At 32.6% G+C, this 21,200-nt stretch carries 30 protein-coding genes and 2 pseudogenes; 25 read left to right on the plus strand and 7 right to left on the minus strand.

Annotation, left to right across the window (positions count from 1 at the left end; translation table 11 throughout):
• Nucleotides 1-4: 4 nt before the first annotated feature.
• From MKX72_RS09050 to istB, 6 genes are all read left to right on the plus strand, one after another.
• Complete coding sequence (locus MKX72_RS09050) at nt 5-1,111, plus strand: tetratricopeptide repeat protein (protein WP_340759217.1); 1,107 nt, start codon at nt 5-7, stop codon at nt 1,109-1,111.
• Between the two features lie 74 nt (nt 1,112-1,185).
• Complete coding sequence (locus tag MKX72_RS09055) at nt 1,186-1,854, plus strand: hypothetical protein (RefSeq protein WP_182028600.1); 669 nt, start codon at nt 1,186-1,188, stop codon at nt 1,852-1,854.
• 491 nt (nt 1,855-2,345) lie between these two features.
• On the plus strand, nt 2,346-2,867 hold the full coding sequence (locus MKX72_RS09060; RefSeq protein ID WP_155008229.1) for an ankyrin repeat domain-containing protein: 522 nt from the start codon (nt 2,346-2,348) through the stop codon (nt 2,865-2,867).
• Nucleotides 2,868-2,984: 117 nt separating this feature from the next.
• Nucleotides 2,985-3,437, plus strand: a complete 453-nt coding sequence (locus MKX72_RS09065; RefSeq protein ID WP_155008228.1) for a DUF4288 domain-containing protein — start codon at nt 2,985-2,987, stop codon at nt 3,435-3,437.
• Between the two features lie 464 nt (nt 3,438-3,901).
• Complete coding sequence (istA, locus tag MKX72_RS09070) at nt 3,902-5,449, plus strand: IS21 family transposase (RefSeq protein ID WP_154991771.1); 1,548 nt, start codon at nt 3,902-3,904, stop codon at nt 5,447-5,449.
• Nucleotides 5,446-6,204 (plus strand): IS21-like element helper ATPase IstB, encoded by a 759-nt coding sequence (istB, locus tag MKX72_RS09075; RefSeq protein ID WP_063247688.1) that lies wholly within the window; start codon nt 5,446-5,448, stop codon nt 6,202-6,204. The genes istA and istB overlap by 4 nt, the downstream gene beginning before the upstream one ends.
• Before the next feature lie 39 nt (nt 6,205-6,243).
• On the opposite strand, the gene MKX72_RS09080 is transcribed toward istB, so the two are convergent.
• The 3 genes from MKX72_RS09080 to MKX72_RS09090 all read right to left on the minus strand — a co-directional run bounded on the left by MKX72_RS09080 (nt 6,244) and on the right by MKX72_RS09090 (nt 7,735).
• Complete coding sequence (locus MKX72_RS09080; protein WP_340759222.1) at nt 6,244-6,498, minus strand: hypothetical protein; 255 nt, start codon at nt 6,496-6,498, stop codon at nt 6,244-6,246.
• Between the two features lie 69 nt (nt 6,499-6,567).
• Nucleotides 6,568-6,747, minus strand: a complete 180-nt coding sequence (locus MKX72_RS09085; RefSeq protein ID WP_155008227.1) for a hypothetical protein — start codon at nt 6,745-6,747, stop codon at nt 6,568-6,570.
• Nucleotides 6,748-7,171: 424 nt separating this feature from the next.
• On the minus strand, nt 7,172-7,735 hold the full coding sequence (locus tag MKX72_RS09090) for a hypothetical protein (protein ID WP_328141428.1): 564 nt from the start codon (nt 7,733-7,735) through the stop codon (nt 7,172-7,174).
• A gap of 151 nt (nt 7,736-7,886) precedes the next feature.
• On the opposite strand from MKX72_RS09090, the gene MKX72_RS09095 reads away from it, so the two are divergent.
• The 4 genes and pseudogenes from MKX72_RS09095 to MKX72_RS09110 form a co-directional block, all read left to right on the plus strand.
• Nucleotides 7,887-8,327 (plus strand): hypothetical protein, encoded by a 441-nt coding sequence (locus MKX72_RS09095; protein ID WP_155008224.1) that lies wholly within the window; start codon nt 7,887-7,889, stop codon nt 8,325-8,327.
• Nucleotides 8,328-8,398: 71 nt separating this feature from the next.
• The gene (locus tag MKX72_RS09100; RefSeq protein WP_033578656.1) at nt 8,399-8,662 is read left to right on the plus strand and encodes a hypothetical protein; all 264 of its coding nucleotides are present in this window, start codon (nt 8,399-8,401) and stop codon (nt 8,660-8,662) included.
• Between the two features lie 382 nt (nt 8,663-9,044).
• Nucleotides 9,045-9,608 carry an SMI1/KNR4 family protein gene (locus tag MKX72_RS09105; RefSeq protein WP_033578658.1) on the plus strand — a complete coding sequence of 188 codons (564 nt, stop codon included), beginning with the start codon at nt 9,045-9,047 and terminating at the stop codon, nt 9,606-9,608.
• Nucleotides 9,609-9,886: 278 nt separating this feature from the next.
• Nucleotides 9,887-10,309 (plus strand): annotated as a pseudogene (locus MKX72_RS09110) (DUF7832 domain-containing protein); the annotation flags it as partial.
• A gap of 648 nt (nt 10,310-10,957) precedes the next feature.
• Here MKX72_RS09110 and MKX72_RS09115 read toward each other — a convergent pair.
• Nucleotides 10,958-11,629: a hypothetical protein gene (locus MKX72_RS09115; RefSeq protein ID WP_155008223.1), complete on the minus strand. Its 672-nt coding sequence runs from the start codon at nt 11,627-11,629 to the stop codon at nt 10,958-10,960.
• Nucleotides 11,630-11,840: 211 nt separating this feature from the next.
• Here MKX72_RS09115 and MKX72_RS09120 point away from each other — a divergent pair, with 211 nt between their 5' ends.
• The 7 genes from MKX72_RS09120 to MKX72_RS09150 all read left to right on the plus strand — a co-directional run bounded on the left by MKX72_RS09120 (nt 11,841) and on the right by MKX72_RS09150 (nt 15,567).
• The gene (locus MKX72_RS09120; protein WP_033578660.1) at nt 11,841-12,317 is read left to right on the plus strand and encodes a hypothetical protein; all 477 of its coding nucleotides are present in this window, start codon (nt 11,841-11,843) and stop codon (nt 12,315-12,317) included.
• A gap of 75 nt (nt 12,318-12,392) precedes the next feature.
• Entirely contained in the window at nt 12,393-12,974 is a 582-nt protein-coding gene (locus MKX72_RS09125) for a hypothetical protein (RefSeq protein ID WP_033578661.1), read from the plus strand.
• A gap of 60 nt (nt 12,975-13,034) precedes the next feature.
• A complete protein-coding gene (locus tag MKX72_RS09130) occupies nt 13,035-13,568 on the plus strand; it encodes a hypothetical protein (RefSeq protein WP_033578662.1) in 534 nt (177 codons plus the stop codon).
• Nucleotides 13,569-13,654: 86 nt separating this feature from the next.
• Nucleotides 13,655-14,059, plus strand: coding sequence for a hypothetical protein (locus MKX72_RS09135; protein ID WP_033578663.1), 405 nt, complete (start codon nt 13,655-13,657; stop codon nt 14,057-14,059).
• Between the two features lie 71 nt (nt 14,060-14,130).
• Nucleotides 14,131-14,457: a DUF6678 family protein gene (locus tag MKX72_RS09140; protein ID WP_033578664.1), complete on the plus strand. Its 327-nt coding sequence runs from the start codon at nt 14,131-14,133 to the stop codon at nt 14,455-14,457.
• Between the two features lie 127 nt (nt 14,458-14,584).
• Nucleotides 14,585-15,193, plus strand: a complete 609-nt coding sequence (locus MKX72_RS09145; protein WP_033578665.1) for a hypothetical protein — start codon at nt 14,585-14,587, stop codon at nt 15,191-15,193.
• Nucleotides 15,190-15,567, plus strand: coding sequence for a hypothetical protein (locus tag MKX72_RS09150; RefSeq protein WP_033578666.1), 378 nt, complete (start codon nt 15,190-15,192; stop codon nt 15,565-15,567). The genes MKX72_RS09145 and MKX72_RS09150 overlap by 4 nt, the downstream gene beginning before the upstream one ends.
• 86 nt (nt 15,568-15,653) lie before the next feature.
• Here MKX72_RS09150 and MKX72_RS09155 read toward each other — a convergent pair whose 3' ends face one another.
• The 3 genes from MKX72_RS09155 to MKX72_RS09165 form a co-directional block, all read right to left on the minus strand.
• Nucleotides 15,654-15,890 (minus strand): hypothetical protein, encoded by a 237-nt coding sequence (locus tag MKX72_RS09155; RefSeq protein WP_033578667.1) that lies wholly within the window; start codon nt 15,888-15,890, stop codon nt 15,654-15,656.
• 65 nt (nt 15,891-15,955) lie between these two features.
• The gene (locus MKX72_RS09160) at nt 15,956-16,432 is read right to left on the minus strand and encodes an immunity 26/phosphotriesterase HocA family protein (protein WP_228123043.1); all 477 of its coding nucleotides are present in this window, start codon (nt 16,430-16,432) and stop codon (nt 15,956-15,958) included.
• Nucleotides 16,433-16,545: 113 nt separating this feature from the next.
• The gene (locus MKX72_RS09165) at nt 16,546-16,881 is read right to left on the minus strand and encodes a hypothetical protein (RefSeq protein WP_033578669.1); all 336 of its coding nucleotides are present in this window, start codon (nt 16,879-16,881) and stop codon (nt 16,546-16,548) included.
• 155 nt (nt 16,882-17,036) lie between these two features.
• Between MKX72_RS09165 and MKX72_RS09170 the strand changes: the two genes are divergently transcribed.
• From MKX72_RS09170 to MKX72_RS09205, 8 genes and pseudogenes are all read left to right on the plus strand, one after another.
• On the plus strand, nt 17,037-17,951 hold the full coding sequence (locus MKX72_RS09170; RefSeq protein ID WP_049164020.1) for a DUF4240 domain-containing protein: 915 nt from the start codon (nt 17,037-17,039) through the stop codon (nt 17,949-17,951).
• A gap of 98 nt (nt 17,952-18,049) precedes the next feature.
• Complete coding sequence (locus tag MKX72_RS09175) at nt 18,050-18,532, plus strand: hypothetical protein (RefSeq protein WP_155008222.1); 483 nt, start codon at nt 18,050-18,052, stop codon at nt 18,530-18,532.
• A gap of 39 nt (nt 18,533-18,571) precedes the next feature.
• Complete coding sequence (locus MKX72_RS09180; RefSeq protein ID WP_033578671.1) at nt 18,572-18,910, plus strand: Imm8 family immunity protein; 339 nt, start codon at nt 18,572-18,574, stop codon at nt 18,908-18,910.
• 80 nt (nt 18,911-18,990) lie between these two features.
• Nucleotides 18,991-19,347 (plus strand): annotated as a pseudogene (locus tag MKX72_RS09185) (barstar family protein); the annotation flags it as partial.
• 126 nt (nt 19,348-19,473) lie between these two features.
• Nucleotides 19,474-19,758: a hypothetical protein gene (locus MKX72_RS09190; protein WP_049166355.1), complete on the plus strand. Its 285-nt coding sequence runs from the start codon at nt 19,474-19,476 to the stop codon at nt 19,756-19,758.
• A 16-nt stretch (nt 19,759-19,774) separates the two neighbouring features.
• Nucleotides 19,775-20,299 (plus strand): DUF2695 domain-containing protein, encoded by a 525-nt coding sequence (locus MKX72_RS09195; RefSeq protein WP_049164023.1) that lies wholly within the window; start codon nt 19,775-19,777, stop codon nt 20,297-20,299.
• 69 nt (nt 20,300-20,368) lie between these two features.
• Nucleotides 20,369-20,647: a hypothetical protein gene (locus MKX72_RS09200; protein ID WP_033578673.1), complete on the plus strand. Its 279-nt coding sequence runs from the start codon at nt 20,369-20,371 to the stop codon at nt 20,645-20,647.
• A gap of 51 nt (nt 20,648-20,698) precedes the next feature.
• On the plus strand, nt 20,699-21,115 hold the full coding sequence (locus MKX72_RS09205) for a WapI family immunity protein (RefSeq protein ID WP_420812519.1): 417 nt from the start codon (nt 20,699-20,701) through the stop codon (nt 21,113-21,115).
• The last annotated feature ends 85 nt before the right edge of the window (nt 21,116-21,200 follow it).

Genomic DNA, 21,200 nt, shown 5'->3' on the forward strand with positions numbered 1-21,200 from the left:
GAATATGAGCAAGTATGATGAAATAGATTTTGAAAAGGTTTCGCTTCAATTGCAGGAGCAAGTTGAACAGGATCCTCACAACGTAAAGCTAAGAAATGAGCTTGCTATAGTGTTTATGGAGACAAATGAATATGAAGAAGCATTTTTTCAACTACAAGCTGCTGCTAAAATGAAACCTTCTATTCAACCCCTTTATAATTTAGCCTATTTTTATTTTACAGAGGGGAAACCAATTATAGAGGCTACGAGTAATACTAAAGAAACGCGAAATTTCGAAGAAGAGACAGAAGAAGAATCCATGTCTTATACATGGAAAATTGCAGATGAAGAAGCATTTGATATAGTAGAAGATTTATTGAAAAACAAACCTGATCATTACTTTCCCTATAATTTGATGGGTGAAATGTACATAAAAGAAGAAAAGTATGAAGAAGCAATAAATATATTAAAAGAAGGCATTAATCTAACACCTTCCCTAGAAAATTTAAGTAATCTGGGGTTATGTTACTACAAAAAAGGAATGTTACCTGAAGCTGCTGAATGTTTTTATAAAGCGCACCAACTACGATCCTGTAACAACTATAGTTTGTTTCCGTTACTTAGCTACGGAATTTGTTTAGCACAACTAGGAAGGAAATCAGAAGCAAGAGAAGTTGCAAAAGAATTACTTTTTTTGAGCGAAAAAGATGAAGAAGCATTAGAAGCTGATATAGCAGAGATATATTATATTCTGGGAGATTATGAAGAGTTTGTTAACATTTACTCTAAGTTAGATTGGGATTTTTATTCAGAAGCATTTCTTCCGACTTATTTTTATTCTTTATGGAAGCTTTCAAAAACAAAAGAAATTGAAGAACTTTCCTCTAAGACTATTCAAAGAAAAGAAAAAGAGATGAAAGAAGTCATTCAAGATCCAGATGAGGAAGAAGGTTTTAAAGAAGAATACGAAGAAGAAACGATGGAAGAGATTACTTTTATTAAAAATGCAGTTAGAGAAATTTATAAGGGAAACGCTCCTATTATAGATTATAAGCCTCAAGTAGAAACCAGATGTTATTTGTACGGCTGTTTTAGACATACAAATTTGAACCCTAACTATTTTTCTATATAAGACGCAGCAAATCTTTGAGGTCAAATAGGAAAAATTACTGTTGCAGGTTCTTTTATATGTAAAGGAGGTTTTATATGAGTGAGATTTGGATTCAACTAGAGCAGTTAAATGCGGAGTTTGATGAAATGGTGGGGCACTATGTTCAATTAGAAGGACCTATTGATTCTGTTTACTTTATATCTGAAACAATGGAAAGCGTTGACGATAGGGATGAGCAAAGGGAATTCTTATGCGATTTCTTAATTAAGCAGGATAGGTATCCTTTATATCTTACATTCCTTTGTGATGATATGATGGCAGAGGAGTTTGAAGAGGAATTTAATCAATTAGGTATAGAATATAGGTATGAATTATTAGAGGAAAAACAAGCCTACTATACATTTTTTAAACGGGTTACCTATCACCCTCGACGCTTTACTTTACTAATTAAAGACGCGCGTATATTATCCTTAGCATTAGAACATACCTTTTACCTTGCTAATATGAACCAATTTTATTCACTTTCTTACTCTGAAAATATAAGATTTGAGCTCAAGAGAGTTAAGGAATGGGGCAGATGGAAAAACGTATCTACCCCTATTTTTAAAACGGAAGAAGATACTACATTCATAACTATTTTCCATGATGGAGCAGGGTTTTTCTTGTTTTCAAACGAGGATAGATATTCATCCATACAAAAAGTGTGCTCAACCTTCCCAGAAGACTCAAGAGTAGTACAAATTAATGACCAATTAATAGATTAAGATGAAGAGGTTGAGTTTAGTGTCTTTCAGGGTGTTTCTTATTCTGGGGTTAATAAATACAAGCCCAATAAAATAGCACCAAAACAGTATATGCAACATTCTTTTTTCGTTAACAGAGTATTAAGTACAAGAATAAATTTGTTTCAACGTTTACATATAAATAGTTTAAATAAATGGTAAATATTTAAAAATAAGAAAGTGAGAACAAATAGATTTTATTTTTAATTTTATAGATGAATTTATTGAATCAATCGTTATAATGTGGCTCGTGTCGTTTGTATTAGAAAAACTGGATGTCTATCGGTTAGAAAAGAAGGTTAAATGGAAATTAATCTTTACACTCTCAATTGTAGTAGGGATTATATTTTCAATAATTGACTTATTTTAATAAGAACTTATTCAAATTTAGCTAGTGAGATCACACTTATCCGTAATAGATCGAAGAGAGATTTTCTATTTAAGATAATAACTATTAAATCAGGGGATTAAAAATGAACAAGAGATTAAAAAAGAAAATAGCTAAAAACCAGGAAAAGAGAACAGAAAAGATATTTAAGTACGCTGCTTACGGTGATTTAGGAAAGATAAAGAAACTGTTGGATTTCGGAATAGACATTAATACAAGAGATCAAGGTGGGTATACGATGCTTCATTGGGCCACACAAGAAAGTCATATAGATCTTATTAGGTTCCTAATATCAGAAGGCTCTAACATTCATTTAAAAGATGAAGAGGGATTTACACCATTGTATATAGCTGCAGGGGAAGGTTATATAGAAATTATTGAATGGTTAATTGAAAATGGAGCAAATATTGAAGTCAAGAGCAATGATGGTACAACACCTTTAATTATTGCTTGTTGTTACAATCACAAAGAAGCTGTTGAACTATTATTAAAAAACGGAGTAAATAAAGACACAAAAGATGATGATGGAAAAACGGCTATGTTTTATGCGAAAGAGTATGGTAATAAGGAAATTGCTAATCTTCTAGGGAATTCGGACACTTATTAGATAATTAAGTTTCTTCAATCTGTTTTTGGACTTTTTAGATTAAAATAGGTCTCCCTTTTAATTACGCTTAAACCTAGCTATTGTTCTTTTTATGTTTTTTCAGAATGGAGTAGTTACATGCAAACACACAAGGGAGAAACCCTAGTATGGAAATGGTATGGAGTAAAGGTTCTTTATAAACACATAGTTAGTGGAAAGCCCACTCCAGAGAAAATTGACACAAATTATAATGAACATCAAATATTTGAAGAAAGTATTTTATTAATTAAAGCCCAGTCGTTCGATCAAGCTTACGAACTTGCAGAACAAGAAGCAAAGGGACATAAGGATAGTTATACAAATGTTTATGATCAACTTGTAGAGTTTAAATACATAGAAAGTTTAGATGTTTTCGAGCTATTTGAAGACGAAGAGCTAGCAAGTGGAACAGAAGTATATTCTAGGTTTGTACATACTTCTAAGGGAGAAAAATTCTCTGATTTTCTAACTAGATATTACCCAGAAGTTGTTGAAGGTGAGGAAGAACAGATAAAAAGAAACTTCATCTTAAGAAACCGAGATTTTAACTGAGTATTAATACTAAAAATCTATATATCATATATGGGCCTGGAATACTTAGTCGCTGTTCTAGACAACAAAAAGAAGCGTTTAAAATGGACGCTTCTTTTTCCTCATACAATGTTATACCTCTCTGAGTATTACTTCTAACTGCTCTTTAATATTTGCTTCTAGGTCATATTTTGATAAATCGTATAGAGTTCCTATACCTTTACGGCCTCCACTAAAGTAATACCACAACTGTATATAGTACACATATGCATCCTCTTCATTTGTGAAACCATCGAAGTTTATAGAAACTTGAGAACGATACTCGCCTTCTAGGCAATGATTAGAAGTTAAATGTAAACGCTAGAATATAATTGACAGTTTTTGCTCAACGTAATTTTACACTTTTGCTTCAATAAGCTAGAACTCTAGTAAAATAATAGAAGGTGTTATTTTACTGGGGGGACAGCGTTTTGGAGGAGAAGCTAATGCTTTATTTAAATATTCAACAATTACATCAACGGAAGTTTAAAGTATCTCAAATTGCACAGGAACTCAAAGTATCAAGACCAACCGTTTATAAATATTTAAAAATGACGTTTGAAGAGACAAAAGCATACATGGAACAGCTTCAAGGCAAAGGTAAGAAGTTGGATCCCTACAGGGATTGGATTATCGCTTGGCTTGAAGAATACCCTCATCTCAGTGCAGCACAAATCCACGATTGGCTCTTAGAGCGTTATCCCGATTTAGTTGTTGGCGAGAGTACAGTAAGAGCTTATGTGAAAGAGATGCGGGAGATTTATCAGATTGAGAAAAAAGTAATGATTCGGCAATATGAAGCAATCCCTGAACAACCTATGGGTAAGCAAATCCAGGTGGATTGGGGAGAAACAAAACAGAAGACAACTGAAAAGAATGAAATTAAACTATATTTCATCGCTTTTGTCTTAGCTCACTCTCGATACAAATATATGGAGTGGCAGGACCGGCCTTTTACAACAAATGATGCCATTCGATGTCATGAAAATGCATTTCAATTTTATGGAGGACGTACAGAAGAAATTGTGTATGATCAGGATCGTTTAATTACAGTAAGTGAAAATTCAGGTCAGCTACTTTTAACTTCTGAGTTTCAAAGCTATGTAAATGAGCGTAAGTTTAAAGTTCATTTATGTCGTAAGGCAGACCCAGAATCAAAAGGAATGATTGAGAACGTTGTAAAGTACATAAAGGGAAATTTCGCAGATAGCCGAGTATTTAGCAATATTGAGGATTGGAATAACCGTGCATTACAGTGGCTACATCGCACTGGAAATCAACATGTTCATCAGACAACGAAAAAAAGACCAGCTGAAGTGTTCCCCGTCGAAAAGCAACACTTACAGCCCGTCTCTTCACCACTCTCATATGAAAGCGTCATTACCCCAAGTATAACAAGGAATATTAGTAAGGACAATACAATACGGTTTAAATCAAACCGTTATTCCGTTCCTCTCGGAACGTATAGTGTAGCCTCCGATAATGAGGTTTTTATTGAAGTCACTTCGAGCCAACCGCCAACGTTGATTATCCGTAAACAGTTAGATGGAGAAGTAATTGCTGAACATAGCATTAGTAATGAAAAGGGAAAGCTTATTCAACATCTACATCATATCCGGGATCGCTCAAAAGGTATTGAAGAATTTAAGCAACAACTGGTTTCACATTTTGAAGATCAGAAACGTGCAACTTCTTATTTAAATGAAATTTGTTTAAGATACCCACGGTATCGGCGCGATCAGCTCATTATCATTCAACACACCATTGAGAAATATCCAATGTGGATTGAAGCCACCTTGACTAAATGCATTATAGATAAACTTTACAGCGCCAATGACTTTCGGGATATCGCAAACCACCAAAATGCATTACAAACTGAATGTACCCAAAAGGTTAAGCCTCCCTTTATAAAACATTCAGGTAAAGACAACATCATAGTAACAACTCGCTCCCTTACTGCTTACACAAGTATTTTAGGAGGTGACCCACAGTGAATAAGACTGTAAATGACTTGCAGGAACATTTTCGCCAATTAAGGTTATCGGAAACAGCTGAGGAGCTACCAAAGCTCCTACGTGAGGCTGAAAAATCTTCTTGGACGTATTTAGAATTTCTTGAATCTATTACGCGTTACGAACTTAGAAAACGCGAAGTAAAGAGTTTAGAAAGAAGAATGAAGTGGGCGCACTTCCCTTACGTGAAGTCATTAAGTGAATTTAAATTAGAAGAGCAAACAGCTTTAACGGGACGTCAATTGACCCAGCTCGCAGAGCTAAACTGGCTTGAGCAGCAGTATAATTTAATTTTATTGGGACCGCCAGGCGTTGGTAAAACATTTTTAGCGATTGGTTTGGGGGTTGAGTCTATTCACAGAGGTTTCAACGTCTATTTCGTAACTATGGGTGAGCTTATTCATCTTTTAAAAACGGAAGAGTTTCTAAACAAATCAAAAGTGCAGCTAAAGCGCTTAAGAGGCGCCGATCTGATTATCATTGATGATTTAATGTACATGGCAATGGATCAGCGAGAAGCAAATTTGTTTTTCCATTTAATTAATCATTTGTATGAACGAAGTTCTATCATTCTTACATCCAATAAAAGCCCTGAACAGTGGGGTGAACTAATGGGAGATCAAGGAATTACTACTGCAATTTTAGATCGTTTACTCCATCGTGTAGAAGTCATTCATATGGATGGAGATAGTTATCGAATGAAACATCGAAAAAGTGTATTTTCAGCAGAAGTGTAAAAAGCAAATAAGCAAAAAGTGTAAAATTCGACTTGACGTCTACATTAAATCTGGTAACTGGTCTCCATCAATGTCTCTACAAACCCATATTTTTAAATTCTTCTTTCCGTTGCACTCAAATTTACTTGTGTATTCCTTTTCAATAGCCTCACTATATTTTCCGCCTAACTTTTCTAACGCGATTATATGACTTTTTAAGTCTTCATTTATTTCATTTGCTGGTACTTCAACGTATCTATCAGATGCTTCGTCCTGTTGCTTAGCTGTAAACAAAAGTTTAAATTTGTTAAACAAAATCTCACCACCTAATTAAGGGATAATAGGAAACTTCATTTTCTTTATGATAATCTTACTAAGATTTCTCTACCATGTAAAACCTATAAAAAAGGACATGTGTTTAGTTAGATAAACTGTACAATCGTGTCTTTTTTCACTTTTATATGGTTGCACCAGACTTTCTAGCAAAACTTCTTCAGACATGCCTAAAAGAAAAATGCCTACCCTTTCTCCTTCTACAACAATTCCATCTAAATGGCTTTTCATTAAATAACTCCTTATTCAAAATCACTTTATAAAAGTCCAGCTTTTACACATGTACTATCCTGAACTAGATAGTATTTACAGAAAAAATGATTCGAAAATTATAAAACTAAGACCAAGACCTAAAAACCCTAAAAGTATAGAGGCCATATTAAGTAACCATCTATTATTAGATCTAACAAGCCAAGTTCCAACAACTGCTACAGTTAAGTATTTTGAAAATGTTTCATTAACATGTAAAACTTCAGGTAGGACATAAATGGATAAATAAAAAACAATAACTAATATCAAAGAGTTTCTAATTAAGATGAACAATATAAGTACACTCCATTAAATATTTTCAAATATAAGGTTTTATAACCAAGATTGAATTTGTACATTTGGTCATCCCAGTCGTGACCATGTATTTTACATAAGATTGATTGTATTATGTCAATAATTTCTCTCTTATGGGTTCTAACTTTCTAAATTTCTTATGATAAGATTGCCGTTGTAATAAACTTTCCACTAACTTAAGAGCATCCTCTTTTCGATTCGCTTTTACATAACTATCAATAACCTCAATGTATTGTTTATCATATGGAAATTTCTCTTCTTGAACTAGTTCAAAAGCTTTATCAAAACAAAAAGTAGCATTGTTATAATCCTTCAAATAGAGGTATGTTCCTCCATTTCCAGCATGTAGACCCGCGCGCTCCGCATTGCTCAACCCTGAAAGCTTTAGACCTTCATTTCTAATCTCAAGTGCTTTCTCGTATTCTCTTTCCATTTCTGCAATAATAGCCGCATTATGAAAGTGCTTAAACTTTGTTCGCTTTTTCTTAGGACGAGTGATCTTAAAGATAATCAAAATGACAATTAAATCTCTTATTACTAAAGAGGCGTCATAAACGAGGTTCTCAAGGCTATATTTTGCTATAGTCCTATATACTAAATGAACCACATCATAAAAAAGAGAGAAATATAACATATAAAGAAGAAATTTTTTCAATTCGTTCCCGACTTTCTATTATTAAGTTTCTTTATTATACATGATGTATGATAAAATGAGTCGATAATATGACAAATAAAGAAATTTATGGAACTAAATCATTCTATTAAACTACTAATGTCACTAAAAGATTGAATGCGAGTAAATAAGCATGAATGACTATCCTAGAGCAGGCTTAAGATTAAGGAGTGAGCCTGGCGTAGACCCAGAAGTAAGAATAGTGTGCATTAACTTTTGCAAATGGTTAAGAACACAAATGGAGTTTCCTATCCGAGTTGTTATTTACCTAAAAAAGGATTATCAAATTAAGAACCGGACGACAAAGGAGTTGGTAACAGCCACTTTCTTTGCTCCCTACGAAAAAGATGTTGAACCATATATCCGTATTGCTACTGGGGATTATAAAGACTTGATTAGAGAAAGAGGAAAAATAGATGCATTGTATGCGATGTTAGAAAGCATTGCTCATGAACTTTGTCATTATCAACAGTGGTTGGAAGATAAGGAATTAGAGGAGGAAGAAGCTGAAGAGAAAGGGTGTCAACTAGTTGATGAATATGCCGAAAACATTGATTCAATTTTAGATTTCTAACCATCTTCAATAACATTTTATGAAGGCTTGAAGTACCTAGAATATACACTAATTAAAGGGGAGGAGATAGAATGAAACCAACTATTGTAGATGAACTCATAAAGAAGATTTCCTTACTCGATTCAAGCAAGGAATATGTTGAATTAGCAGTTGATTTAAACGATATTTACGAAAGTAGTAATAAACTTGATCGATTGATTACAGACACTCTTAGTTCTTCACTAGACCAAGAGAAGCTAATAGATCAATTAATTGAAATAGAGGTCGAACTTGATCATATTAATTGGCATTATAAAAGCTTTAAAAAGGAATTAAAACAATTACTCAACACGTAAAGCGAAAGAAGGTACAGGTTTTGAAAAAAGGTGCTATAAAATTCTTGTTATATTTTCTAGTCTTTTTTGGAGGTAATTTAATTATTAATATATTACTTAAATCTCAGGCTGATTTCCTAAAAGCATTCTCTACTGCTTATGGGGTCGCATTTGGCATAGTTGCTATCGAGATTTATACAAGAAGAAAATCCAAGGCCGTGTAATAGCCTTGGGTTTTCATTTCCGATAACTATTTTCACGTTAAATATAAGGTGTAATCGTGCAATATTTATTGTAGGAGCGTAGAGCTGATAGTGAAGCGCTAAGGTGAGTCTAAAAATAGCTAATAACAAAAGAGATACTTTCTGTCTGAGTATAAAGTTAAATTAAAGAAGGTGAAGTTTTGAAAAAAGAATTTTATTTGGGAGATAGTTTTTGGAGCGACGATAGCAAATATAAGCGTATAGATTATCCGATAAATGATGAAATCATAAAGAAAGCTGAAGTTATTTTAGGTATTAAGTTACCTAGTTCATTATTGGATTTACTGAAAATAAGAAATGGTGGGGGATTAAACTACCCACACTTTATGTTACCTGATGGCGATGCAGAAAGTATTCCTTATGGAGGAAGAGCAAATATTGATTCAATTGACCCTATACATTTTGAAAATGATGACATAAGTATCTTATCTTCCAAAGAACTATTAAAAGAAGTCAAACTCACCGGTGAATTTGTGGTTTTGTGGACGGATTTTCACTATTGGGTCGTGTTGGATTATCGTAATAGATCACAAGATCCTACTGTTATGTATATCGCAGAAAACTTCTCAGCTTCAACAAACGATACTATAGAATGGGAGTATATCAAAATAGCAGATACTTTCGATGATTTTCTAAAGCAGTTATTTCGTGTACCCCCACTAAATCCAAAGCAATTAAAAAGCAGTTATAGCCGCAAACAATGATTAAGCTAAACCAGTTTTTTAGAGACTACATTTTTTTGCTATAATCTTATTTTCATTGGTTTAATATATATTGTTTAACCTCTACAGTATATAATGCAGTATATCGTTTATTTTTAATGTAATTCATGGAGGGAATTTTGTATAAATTAAAGTGCATTCCATTTTTTGTGTTTATTATTTTGTTCCTGCAAGGCTGCGAAGACTCATTAAATAAAAAAAGTAGTCGTGAACAAGAAGAAACTACCTTAATAGAAGATATAGAGAAAGAGGAAGAGGCCATGATAACCGTCTATGATAAAGCTAAATGGCATTATGAAGGAGATTTTCCAAGTAACTTGAGTGAAAAGCAGGCATTCGTTCATACTGGAATGTATCTCGGTTGGATTATTGAAGAAAACCTATATAGCAAAGAATTTGAAGAAGAAGCTGCGCAGGAGATTATAAAGTTTAAACAAAAGAACATGACCGGAACTGAAATATATATGGAATGGGATGGCGTCTTTGCCAGCGATATGCTGAATGCGGAAGGAAGGGCCTTTACAAAAGATTACTTTGATTTCGATAAAGGTACTTATTTAGATGATTATGAAGCTATATTTCCTCATATAAAATCCCTTTATGAGGTAGAAGATACGTGGAATAATTATGAGGCTATTAATACAAAGATTAATGAGCGTTTTGATACTTGGAAGCATACAAAAGAAGAAAATAAAGGTGATAAGTTATTTACGGTTGATTCATATATTGGTTCATTAAAGAAAACACTTGAACAAAATGAAGATAAGTTAATTAACAATATCGAAAAAGTACATACTTTTCATTATTATAAGGACATTGACTTACTAGACTTTGAAATCTTCATTCAGCCATTTGATTTGTCTATTAGGATGTTTTCTATGGACAATGAAGCGAATGAAATTTTCTATGAAGGAAACAATCGTGCCATTTTTTCAGGTAGTTATGAGCTACTTGAAGAGTTTGAATACTATGAGCTAGCCGACGAGCATTCAGATGAGTTTTGGGATTTTTATGAACAAAATGAAGAAGAAATATCTGCTGCTGAGAAAGAATTGATTTCAAACTGGTTTATTTCTTGTTGGAATAAAGCTGGCGATAATAGAATAAAGCTGCCTGTTTATCTAGACTTTCATGATGATATAGAATCTTTTGATTTAAAGAAGAACAAATGGATCGATAGTGAAGACAAATGGTCTGACGAAAATGGTAACTAAATTCATTATCTATATTAAAAAATAGAAAGGTATATGTTCGTAAAATTATACATTTTAGTTACCATAATATTTTTATCATTAGAAGTAAAAAAAGCCCTTACGAGGGCTTTTTTTAGCTTACGTACCTTGTACCTCTGTTTTTAGGGTTAAACATTCCTTACAAAAATAAAAATAGATAATCATTTCTCCCAAGAAAAGGTCCACCACGGATACAAGATCTACTTCAAAATCATGAGTGATACTGGAAACATATTGCATGTCATGGTTACAGGTTGGACAGCTTATATCATTTGGATTTTCCACGTATAGAGGCGCTCCCAACACTCTACATATATACTCCCGACCAAATAAGTCAAATGCATCATAGTAGGCGTCTTCATTGACTGGTATATCTTCTCCTAACATATTAATAAGTTTGAATTTCGTATAAGGAAGAGGAACAGGTATTTTATCTTCTTCGTCTTGAATCCATTTTCCCTTATCATTTTGGCTTAAAACAGTAACATTTTTTGTTGTTAGATTTAATTGAAATAGTTGAGGCTCCCATACAGTAGAACAATTTAAGCATGATATTAAAGGTAATTCCTCAAGTTTAGAAGTTCTTAGTTCACTTAATCTATCATCCTTTAGATCAAAACATAAAATCTGATGTAAATCTTCGCCACATAACTGACATTTTGGTACATTCCATTCTTGTCCTCCGAAACGATGATTATAAACACCACTACCTTCAATAGCTCTAAATCCTTTATGACCCTTCCAATGCTGTCCATAGGGTTCATTTATCATTATAAGTCCTCACTTTTATATAATTGGTAACCTTATTATACCTCAACATAAGTTATGTTTAATAAGTTGTATGAGATATAGATTTTCACTTAAGTCGGGCAAGTGTGTACTCTAACGAGCGCTCACCTGCCCGACTATATTATAAATTTATACAACATTCACAACTTAGAATATATAATTAAGCTAATTATTGTATGAGGGAGTTACTATTATGAAGAAGTACAAGAAAATGTTAGTGGGGTTTAATAATAAAGATTTAAATTGTTATGCTAGCCGGGGAGATTGGCTCTATCTTGCAAATAAAAAAGATACAAAAAAGGGACTTTTTCGTTTACCAAATTATCTTTATTTCTTCGTTTCTTTAAATAGTAAGCGTATGCCTTCAGAATTTGGAGTTGTAAAGACAATTGAAGGATATATTACAGCAGAAGATCTTGCTAGGCTTGATTATGAAAACAGGAAAATAGATGTTTCACTCATAAATGAGGAAGTTTTAAAAGAATATGAAGAATTTCTCGAAAAGATAAATGCTAAACCAGAGCATACTCCTATAGGAGCCACATGGTTAGAAACGATATTACCTGAAAAGACGAGAAAATTAAGAGTACATAAAAAGTTTTTTACTGGCATGTCTAAAGAGGAGAAAAAATCTGTATTTGAATTTGATATTAAAGATATATCCGAATGAAACAAACGCTAAATTTTTATAGTCAGTATTTGTTCCATTAAAATAATTGATTTTTTGTTGAAAGGTGGAGCTTTTTTGGATCATTTTTTTGTTAACTTAATCCCAAATGGATACTACGATTATGAAGAAAATGAGGTACTTCCAGCACATGAGTTAATTCTCCGACCACTACTCTTGTGTGCCAAAGAGTGCTATGTGTATGGCCTCAAAAAAGATACAGAATTATTTCAACAGTGTAATGATATACTTTCTTTTACTCGTAACAAATACAAACTAGATTTAAAAAAGGAAGTCATCAAAGGATATGAACAACTTTGGAATGCAACAGGATGGCAGAGAGGTTCTATCTTAATCTTTCTAGAGCCAGAAAAGCTTAAGAAGCTAAATATTTTCACTTCCTGTTATGATCCTAGTATTTCGGAAAATCCTAATTCAGGAGAAAGTGCTGCAGCTATTAGATTTTGTAAAGATGTAGTTACGAAAGAAAAGCTAGTTGGTCTTTGCTTTTCGGCCTCTAACGGTATTGAATATATGAAGGTTTATGCGGAGAGCGATACATTAAAAGAATTATATGAATGTGCGTTAGTACAAGCACTGTCTTCAAGTTCAGATTCTATATATACACCCCAAAAAAAACGTAGAAAATTACCTAGATAGTAAGTATCGATCATTAGCTTTTAATTATTTAGACGGTACTTATGGAAAGGAAGAAACTTAATGAATATCTTTGATTGCTTAGATGAACTACAAGGAGAATTGTTTGAGAAATCATACGAAGAAATGGAAGCTAAGTATTATGAATTATGCTCTACTAACGTGGAAGGTAATGAAGCAGAACGGATTCATAATATAAATTTAGATACTTTTCAAACGCAAGTAAAGAGTAGCCTTCAAGAAGCTGTGCATATAGTAAATGCACAGTCTGCAAAAGCCATTTATTTTGAATATGATATGGATAGTGATTGGGAAAGTACATTTTTTATTTGTGATGGATATAGTAGTCTCTTTGAAGAAGATGATGACTGGGCCAGTGATTGGATAGACGAAATTGAAGGACCTAGTAACAAAGAGTTTGCTCAGATTTATCAAGAGAACGGTTTTGATGCTACGGAAAAAGAAAGGGTTATAACGCTATTTTTAATTGTAAGAACGCTTGTAGCTTTCGCGAAAGCTGTAAAAAACATCAAAGTTGATGTTCCTTTATGTATAGGATTTCATGATCAAGATCCAATCATGCGAATTAAAGAGTAGCTAGTGAGATATCCACCGTGGCAACACAAATAACTCATTATATATGGAACCTGTAGAAAAGTTATATTGAAGAGAGGATTATTAAAATGTTAAAAATAAAAAACTTTCATTTGCTAACTAGTCTTTCACCAGATTTTTCTTTTTTAGATATGAAATATATTATAGAAGTAAGGTACTTTACAGAGTATAGAAACAGTTTATTGTTTGATGAAGAGAACAAAACTAATTTACATATAGTCTTTCTTTTAAAAACTAAAGGTGCTCATACCTTTCATGAAGTTAGTATGAATTTTTATAGCGTAGGGAATTTCAAACTATATGCGAGTGGGGGAGCTTTACAGTTATCTATATTAGAGATAATAGATCTTCGTGATAGAAGTTGGGAAAATATTAGATTTCAAGTGCATGATGTAGAAAATCAAGATATCGATTTTTATTGTAACAGCATTGAAGTTTTAGGTGTTAAGGAATCACCAATTATTGATAATTAATAATTTAATATGTACCAAATAACTTTTCTGAGGATAATTATGCTTATGACAACTAAGGGAGTGGCTTTTTTATGAGGTTTTGTGAATATCAATCAGTAATGAATAATACCAAATGGGAAGAAATTAAAAATAAAATGAATGATTGTTCTATAAATGCATTTTGGAGAACACAAGATGTCAAAACTAAGTATATAAGTGATTGGGATGGAGATTGGTTTTATCATTTCAAAGGTAATTATAAAAACATTGAATGGTTAGAAATAAAGGTAGAAAATTTGGAAGAGAAGGGCCAAGTGATAAATGAACTTAGAACAATTAACGTACCAGGAGAAACGAAAGATAATGTTATAAAAGTTTATGGATACGTTCAAAATAACAATCCTATAGATTATTTATAATAGCTGATGGTTCTTATAATTCGTGTTATGGTAAATAAGTTTATATGGTATACATCATTGAAATAGATTGATATTCTTTAAATAATCGAACTCTTAACTAAGAGAATTTTTAAGTTTGGAGAATTTTATGGATAGTAGACAGCAGAAAATGAAAAGGTTATTAAAACAAAACCATGTACGAAACGAAAGAGAAAAGGTTATTGCTCTTTTTGGTAAATATTTTGACTATAAATTAAGAATTGAAGATTTTAAGAGTTGTAAAGAAACGAATGAACATAACAGATTGTTAGAGGAGCAAGTCTGTTATGAAGAGATATTTCAGCTGTACAATTCTCTCGATAGCAATGAAATTAATAAACACCTTCGCGGAGAATTATCAAGAAGCATTAGGTTATCTCATAAGCACCTTTTAATTTTCCATAAGCTTGTTGAAAAGACAGGTACAGTACATATAGACAAACAATATTTAAAAGAGACTTTAAATAAATTAGGGAACTCTATGTTTTTTTTGAAAGAACATAACGTTATTATTGGACATGGAATGAATAATATAACAGGAAATATTATGATAGATAAAGGTTTAAACAATACTTTATATAACAACATAACAGAATTTATGGGAAATAATTTTATGTATTCACACTTCTACATAGTTGCTCCTGATTTCAAATTTGGATTAAATATTTCTTATGAAGAATATTTCTATTCAGTTAGTTACTGGGGGGAGAACAAATGAAATACTTTGAACAAGCGAAAGAAATATGGACTAAATATGTCCCTAAAAATGGGCAATCAGACATTGTAGAGGGTGAACTAATTAGGGCAATTGAAAAACTAAGATGGGAAGCTCAAAGCAATGGGAATGGGAATTGGGATGAAGGTTTTGAAATGTTGGGTTTATATATTTTAGAAATATTAAATGACAACGACGTGTTTGAGCCAGATATATTATTAGAAATTCAATCTGATGTAAATATCCTACTTACTTCTGAGTATGAACCCTATTTAGAAGATGACTTATATGATCGGTTGGCAGATCATGTCATTGAATGGCATTTTGCTAAAAAAGGTCCTATTAAAAGGGCAATCAACCAGAACCTTTATAGATAACAGATTAAGACAGAGAAGAGATATTTGTGTCTCCTCTCTTTTTTACGTGTTCTCATAGTCCTGATTACGTCAACTAGATTGTATTTTTAATGTGAACCATTGAAATCTATTTTTTGATCAACTTCCACTAAGTTTGTTTCATAAAGCTTCTCGTCTTCACCATCCCCTACAACTGCAACTAATCGTAGATCTTTCCCAGGTTCACCGAGTATTATTGCCTTTGAGCCTATGGTTTCAGAATTACAGTCTGTATAAAGGTACTCAGAAAGTATTTCAAGAATATCGTCTTCATTATATTTAAAGTATTTTCTTTTACTATCCATCATTAACACCCATTCATCTATATATTTTCTATCTTGATAAAAGTCTATTTATCTTTTAGTAATATTTATTTCTTAACAAACATATCCTCGGCCCTAAATTTGATGACGCTGTAACCCCATGTAGAAAAAGTACTATACAGTTGTTGTTCTTCTCTTGTTATAGGTCGAATTTCTGTGTATCCTTTTTGCAACATACAATTATCTGCAAAGGCTTCTTGTGATTTAAAATAAGCTACCTCTAAATTGTCTAATTCTAAATCCCTATAACCAGAAATCATGCCATCTAAGGCTGTTTCTTGTATCATTTTAATATGTCCATCACCTTGTTTAAGTATGATTCGTCCTTTCAAATCCTCACTAGTAGGTGGTTCATCTCCTACCCAATCCATTAAACCAGCGATGAAGTTTTTTGTATATTCAGGACTAGTTTCTAATACTCTGCCACAAGCAAATCTTCCGTCACTTAAAGGAATGGGCCAAAATTGACCGGGCATGAGATATCTATTTGATTTTGGATAAAATGGATATGAAATTTTCTTCACTATTTGGATGTCCTCCTCGAATGATACTAAATGCTCTTTAGCATTTAGTTTAGCAGATGAATCTAATCATTCCTTTGTATAAGGATTGGCTATGTTAACTAACTTTTTATATCTTATTCATCTAAATAAATGTTGATCATTTCTACACCCTTTAATATATAGTTACAGCCTTCAGCCGTTTTTGAAGCTAAAAACTCATTAATTGGGTCACCATAGTATTGCCATTTATCAGAAATCGTCTCTAATAATTGAGTTAGTTCGTTGAGACTTAAATCCTTTTTCACGATTAAATTGAGTTCTACAACATATACATCATCGAATTTCCAGTAAGGCTCTAATCTTTCTACGTTAGCTTTAACTAATATTTGGTTTATCTTTTCTAAAAAAAATTTTAAATCTTTTTCAGCTTCAGTTTTATTTTTTGCTGTAACATATAAACGTACAAACAATATTAATACCTCCTATAAAAAGGTTTCTATATAGTTCTAGGACATTATTATATAAGGGATTACTAGGGTAACTAGCTCTGTCTATTATATACACTTTTAGCATTACTTGTTATTCTACTTATAACTAAACTTTTAACTGAAAGGAATTACATATAGTGAACTCAAAGAGAGCTGTGCAAGTAGGAGATATCTTTGCTACCCCATTACCGATGAATAAGTATGGTGCAGTTAAAGTAGTGAATATAATTGATCGCTCTTATCTTCTTGGCATTACAAGCTATATAGACAAACAAATACCTACAATTGACTCTGAAAAAATTCATCAAGCTTTGATTACCGAACTTATAATAGGTGATGCAAAGAAACCATTATATAAGTGGGTAGATGGAAGAATTCCTAAAGAGTTAATCTTTATTGGAAATACGTCCTTAACTACAGAGGAACAGGGAATCGAATCTAATATATACGGAGGAAATTGGTCAAAAGACTGTGCTCTATCAGTTTATTTTGAGTGGCGTAGACAAACTGATCCTGAAGGATTTGCACTCGAAATTCAAAAAGAAGATGAAGCTCTCGCTTTAAAAAACTCTATATCAAAACCAAAAAAAATGTTGGATGAGAAAAATTTTTGGAGGGTTATTTCTTTATTAGACTGGAGTAAGGAAGATGAAGAGGCGATTGTAGAGGCTGCTATCAAAGAACTTTCTACTTTCACTGCATGGAAAATAAGACATTTTGAAGAAACTCTCTCCTATAAGCTTTTCTTATTAGATACAGAAGAACATGCAAAAGAAATAGGAGAATATTGTTTTTCTCAACAAGATCAACATTTCTCACCTGACCTCTTCTTATATGCACGATGTGCAGTAGTCGCTCGTGGTAAAGAAGTTTTTGAAGATGTCTTATCTAATCCTTCAAAAATGCTCAAGGACACTGAATTTGAAACCTTACTGTCTCTTTCGTCGGAAGCTTATTATTTAAAAAAGGGGAAAGAATTCGAATATGACAGTGGCTGTAGTTATGAGACATTTTCAAATAGAAAAGGTTGGTCAGAAGGATTTTTACAGTAAAGTGGGCTTTTTAGCTCATTTTTTAATATCTAAAGAGATTTGCAGTACTTAATTTGTTCTAGGGTATACACCAAAACAATCGTAAAGGGGTAAGTACAATGAAAATAGAAGATAAAACATTTACCGAACGGATTCTGAAGCACTTACTTATAGGCAGTCAAATAGATGGCGTGAAGTTTGGGACCGATAATGCCATAACTTTATTGTATTTTACTAACTACACTAGAAAAGAAGACGGCGATTTTGTATTAAACATCGAGACAACTTGGACTGTATATTCTGAATTTAATGATACGTACCCATCATCAGAGAGTGATGTGCCATTTAATACAGAAGAGCAGCATTTTAAGCATATTTGGGACATGAGAAGAGAAAAGGTAGTGGATCTTGTATTAGGAACTTCATCTCCTCACCTTATTATCACGCTAGAATCAGGGAAAGTTTTATTTGTGAATGGTCACGATTCTAACTATGAATGTTGGCAATTAGGAGATCATTTTTCAGGAGGGAGTTGTGATTGGCTTTTAGTAGCAACCCGAGGCGATAATATCGCCATTTGGTGTCCTGATGATTTTGAATAAGTACTAGATTACTTGGTATAGAAGGGAGAATGATAGATATTGCTGACACTACATTTATATGATTTAACAATTATAGATGATGAATGGGGAGAGAATCATAACGATTTTTACGTCAAATTAGAAGCTGACATTGGAATAAAAGGACATAAAAGCCCAATAGAAGTATTTTCAATATATGTTACGAGCCCCTGTAGACTAAGTTCAATGCTAAAAGACCAAGAAATCGAAACAAGTAGAGGCTTATTTATTATGAATGATTTTAATATTAAGGCTGTAGAAGATCGACTTAAGAAATTACTCCTACATTGCAGCAGACCAAGTTGGGAAGAATGCTTACTTGCAGTTAGTCGATATGCTATTAGAGAGTGTGAAACGTAATAAAGTTTGGAATTCCTTTTACGAAGACTAAGGTTAAATTAACAGGATTATTTTACATATATGCTCAAGGGAGGCAGAGAATGAATTTAGATCAATTAATTAAGTTAGGGGCTCCCTATTTTCATATAGCTGTAGGAGATACAGCATTATTATTTAACTTACAGGTTCAAGCTAGGGAATTAAATAAGACAGAATTCAAAGTAATTAGGGGAAAAAAGTGTAGGAATATCACAGGTCTAATGGATGAATGGGCTGCTGCTCTCCAATTCCCAGATTATTTTGGAGAGAATTGGGCTGCTTTTGACGAGTGTTTAAATGATCTAGATTGGCTTCCTGCAGATAGATACATCTTATTCATTACGGACGCACATCTCATTTTAAAAAAGAAGAAGAAAAATTTTAAAATTTTAATCAATATTTTAAAAAACACTATTCAAGAATGGACTGAAGGTAGGTATTATGATTCTTTCCCTACGGAACCGACTCCTTTTCATATTATTTTTCAATGTGGTGATGTACATAAGGAAATATTTCAAAAAAGGCTTGTTGATGCAGGAATAGAGCTGGTAAATACCTTTCAACTAGAAAAACAGGATAAAGCATTACAGAATTTCCAAAGAGCACATCAATTTTGTAAGAATAATAAGGAGAATTTAGTCCAAGATCAAATATGCGGCTGTTTTTACTGTTTGAAAATGTTTCATCCGATGAAAATTGAAGAATGGATAGACACTGACGATGATACTGCTATCTGTCCTTACTGCGGGATTGATTCTGTAATAGGTTACAGCTCTGGATTGCCCATTACCCAAGAATTCTTAAGAGGAATGAAGGCATATTGGTTTTAAACAAGGGGGTACGTAGATGGATAATTTACTGGATTTACGGATTGAATTAATCACAGGACAAAAATTAGCTATGCAAGGGTCTTATCAAAGAAGAGCTCCCTCAAAAAAGGCCATTCCTCATCTTTTAGTAGCAAGAAAAGGTTTAAAGGATTATGTTAACCAATACCCTACTAATGCTTTAGCTTGGCAATTGCTATCGGAGGCTGAAGAATATCTATTAAATTATAACGAGGCCTTAACGGCACTTCAGAATGCCCTATCTCTTGGCGAAAAAGATAAAAAGTTACTAAAAAGATTAGCTATGCTAACAGAATACGGAAACCAATGGAAAGAGCTTGGAATAACATCAGAGCAATTAAAATCGTTAGAAATATATCTACAAGAAAAATTAGAATCGTATGGTTGTAATCATACGTTAATTTATACCAGAGAGTGGTTGGATATAAACGTGTTAAGAAACAAAAAGTCTAAGTTAGTAAAGGCCTTACAAAATCATGGTGGTTTTTGTGATTGTGAAGTTCTTATGAATGTGATCGATTAGGTTAAAGTACTACTGAAAGTCTTTATTTTACTAACTTTAATAAATATCTATTTTGAAAAGGTGAAACGAATGTTTGAAAGTCAGCCAACAAACAAAGATTTGATAAATAAGCTAGAAGATGTTCTCAAAGGAGACGTATCTAGAGAGCAATTTAATATGTGGGCCTACAAATGGGTTCAAAATCTAGATAATAGAAGTAATCTTTCCTTAAATGAGAATCAATTACATGAATACTTTATTTTCTTATTAGGCATCGATTTAGAGATGGAACCCGATATATATTTCTACGACAATAGACAAATTCAAGAATGGATTGAGAAAATAAAACATGGTATTCAATTATCTTAATAAAGATATAAGTACTATCGTTGAGAAAAGAGATGCAAGAATCAAATTAAAATTGAAGGTAAACAGGGCTTTATTCAAATTAAGTCAGAAAAGAAATATGGGTTTTCCAATAAAAAAAGTCATTTTGGAGGTTATGATATTGAAGGAACGGTTGAAATAAAGACTGGGAATTACTATGTATTAGGAGAATTGTGGTTCACTACAAACGATATGTATGAATTTTATCAAGCATTAAACAAATGCTATAATACCCTCCAAGGCATAGCCACTTTTATAAACTACGAAACGTCTCTTCAAATAGAATTTGAATTTAATAATCTAGGTCAAGTCGTTATCCAAGGTTATTATAGAGAGAAGCCTTATTTGGAAAACGTACTGCAATTTGAAATAGAAAGTGATCAAAGTTTTATTTTAGCTACGTTAAATGAATTAAAAACATTTTTGAGTCAATATGGGGATATTAGCTGAGATAATTAATGAAAAAAGGAAATCCAAGGTAGGGTAAAGTACCTTGGTGTTTTTATTTCTCAAAACCTCTCCTACATTAACTAAG

The organism is Priestia sp. FSL R5-0597 (genome assembly GCF_038006305.1).
Lineage (GTDB): Bacteria > Bacillota > Bacilli > Bacillales > Bacillaceae_H > Priestia > Priestia zanthoxyli.